The organism is Actinocrinis puniceicyclus (assembly GCF_018283645.1).
Lineage (GTDB): Bacteria > Actinomycetota > Actinomycetes > Streptomycetales > Catenulisporaceae > Actinocrinis > Actinocrinis puniceicyclus.
Genome location: NZ_JAGSXH010000254.1, coordinates 1 through 3,028 on the forward strand (window position 1 = coordinate 1; position 3,028 = coordinate 3,028).

2 protein-coding genes are annotated in these 3,028 nt (G+C 69.7%); one reads left to right on the top strand and one right to left on the bottom strand.

What is annotated here, in order from left to right:
* The first annotated feature begins 65 nt into the window (after positions 1–65).
* On the top strand, positions 66–1,778 hold the full coding sequence (locus tag KGA66_RS28485; protein ID WP_211472623.1) for a GGDEF domain-containing protein: 1,713 nt from the start codon (positions 66–68) through the stop codon (positions 1,776–1,778).
* Between the two features lie 208 nt (positions 1,779–1,986).
* Here the strand turns inward: KGA66_RS28485 and KGA66_RS28490 are convergent.
* Positions 1,987–3,028, bottom strand: a 1,042-nt coding sequence (locus KGA66_RS28490; RefSeq protein ID WP_211472625.1) for an endo-1,4-beta-xylanase, incomplete at its 5' end; no start/stop codon positions are given.

Consider the following 3,028-nt stretch of genomic DNA (forward strand, 5'->3'; position numbering starts at 1 on the left):
GCCCCCGCCAACCCCATCCCTCTCGATTCGATGAGTAGGTGAGTCAGGTCACCGGAGCGCACGACGTGACTAGGCCGCGGCCGGGCTCGGAGGCCCACGCCGCTGCGCGGTTGCGCGCCCTGACCGGTTTCGCGAAGTCGATGGCCGCGGCGCACTCAGTCGAGGACGTCATACGCATCGCCGCCCGCGAAGCCCAGCGCGACCTGCGCGCGGCAGTCGCCTCGATCTCCATGTGGGAACGCCAGACCGGCCGACTGCGGGTGCTGGCCAACCACGGCAAGCTCGCCCCCGGCGAGTCCGCATTCCCCAAGGACGAGTCCTACCCGGTCTCCGACTTCCCCGAAATCCTGCTGAGCGAGGACGACCTCGGCCCGTGGATCCAGGTCGCCGACGACGAATACGGCGATCCCAAGCGGGTGTCCATGCTGCGTCGCCGCGGCCGGCACTGCGCGCTGATCGCGCCGATCGTCTACAACGGCCGCGCCTGGGGCGAGTTGTTCGCCGCCCGCACCATCGACCAGCCGATCTACGACCGCGAGGACGTGGACTTCGCCGCCGCGCTGACCGCGCAGATCGCCGCCGGGCTGGCGAAGGCGGACCACGTGCGGCAGATAGAGCGGCTGGCCTACACCGACCAGCTGACCGGCCTGGCCAACCGCCGTTCCTTCGACGCCAGGCTGGACGCCGCGATCGACCGGCACGCCGGCGACGGCACCGTGGTCTCCCTCATCGTCTGCGACGTCAACGGCCTCAAGCGGATGAACGACGGCCATGGCCACGACCACGGCGACGCGCTGCTGGTCCAACTCGCCGGCGTGATGTCCGCGGCCGCGGCGCTGCTGCCCGGTTCGCTGGCGGCCCGCCTCGGCGGCGACGAGTTCTGCGTCCTGATCGAGGGCTACGGTGCGGACGACGCGGTGCGCGTCGCGGAGGAGCTCTGCACTCTGGCCCTGACCGTGCGCGGCGGCGAGGGAGTCGCCTGCGGCGTGGCCTCGACGGGCGACCGGATCGGCGACGTGATCACGCGCGACCGGTTGTTCCGTCTCGCCGACGCGGCGCAGTACCGCGCGAAGCGCTCTCGCTCCCTGCACCCGGTCGTGGCCGGCCGGGGCCAGCCGCCGGACGCCGCGGTCTTCGCGCTGCCCTCGCCGCGCAGCGCGCTCTTGGTCTCCGGGGGTCCGGTACCGGACCGCCGGGCGTTTCGCGGGCGCAGCGGTATGGCGATCGAGTCGCTGCTCACCGAGGCATTCTCCGCGCTCGACGAAGAGGCCCGGCGCACCACCTCCGCGGTGCCGATCGTGGACCGCGTCGAGGTGGTGGCCGATGTCGTGGCGCGCGGGCTCGACGCAGCGTCCTGGTACATCTATTGCAAGCCGAGCCAGGCCGAACAGATCGCCGTCGTGCGGTACTCGGTCTACCGCACGCCGGCCGAGCCGGTTCCGGGGGACGAGTCGATGGTCTCCGCGACGCAGCAGCCGGTGGGCCCGGAACACTTCATGGGTATCGAGGATCTTCTGCTCAGCGGCGGCAAGTACCTGGAACTGACCGACGGGGCCTACGACAGCGAACCGGGCAACGGCTACGGATACGCCCCCGAACCGCCGCCCGGCGCGGCCAAGCTCGCGGCGGCGGGGTACACCGGAGCGGTCACCATCGGCTGTGTGGCTCCTGATCGCTCGCAGTGGATGGTGGCCGTGCTGCTGGACTCGATCTCCAAGCAGCCTGCACCGGCCGTACCGCTGCTGCGCGCGCTGCTCGCCGCGGCGTTGCTGCGGTAGCGGACTGTCAAAGGCGCGGCGCAAAAGCTCAGAGGGCTGTCAAAAGCGCAGGGGACTGTCTGCGCAGAGGGCTGTTAAAGGCGGCCTCCGGCCGGCGGAAGTGGGTCAGTGTGCTTCCGCCGACCGGGACCTCGCGCTCTGAGCGGGACTTCAGTGCCGCAGCACTGATCCAGAGCGCTCATCGCAGTGGTGCATCAGGTGCGCTGCGTCAGTGGTTCAGGTAGGTCGGGACGCGGCGCGGCGCGCCGTGCGCCGCCAGCCGGAGATCCTGCTGGAGGTCGAAGTACGCCGGCTTCGGCTGGAGATCGACGTCGTAGATCGTGGCGTAACCCTCGCCCGTGAAGAAGCCGGGCACCCAGGAGTCCTTGTCCCCGAAGCCCCAGACGGTGAAGGAGATGCACTCGGGCACCGAGAGCGCGGCCTTGAGCATCTGCGAGAACTCGTACGGGTGGGCGAAGGTGGCCAGGTGGTCGGTCGGCACCTGGGTGTCCGGGCCGTCGACGAACGTGCGCACGTCCGCCTCCGTGATGGCGACCTTCAGCCCGAGGCTCGCGAAGCGCTTGAGGTTGTCGGCCATCTTCGTGGGGAAGCCGTACTGCGTGTCCAGGTGACCCTGGTCGCCGACGCCGTGGATCGGCACGCCCTGGGCCTTCATCTGCTTGAGCCACGCGTACGCCGCGTCGCTCTTGGCGTTCGTGCCGTCCTCGCCGGCGATGTTGTAGTCGTTGTAGAAGAGCAGCGCGCGCGGGTCGGCCTCGTGCGCCCAGCGGAAGGCCTGCGGGATGATGTCCGGCCCGAGGTTCTTGATCCAGAAGTCGTTCGGGTTGAGCGTCGAGGGGTTGGAGTCGGTGAAGAACTCGTTCGCCACGTCCCACTGCCAGATGCGGCCGCGGTAGCGCCCCACCTCGGTGAAGATGCGCTGCTTGAGCAGCTCGGCCAACTGCGACTTGCTGATGCTGCCGTCGTCCACCCCGGTGGTCAGCCAGTCCGGCAGCTGGTTGTGCCACAGCAGCACATGCCCGCGAACCAGCTGTCCGTGTTGCTCGGCGAAATCGACCAGACGGTCCGCGCCGGACCAGTCGTACAATCCCCGCTGCGGTTCGACCACCTGCCATTTCATCTCATTGCCCGGGGTGACCACCGAGAACTGCTCGGCCAGCACCGCCGCGTACTCGGCGGTGTCCAGGTCGAAGGGGATGACCGCGGTCCCGAAGCGCAGGCCGATCCGCTCGGCCAGCTCCCGAAGCGAC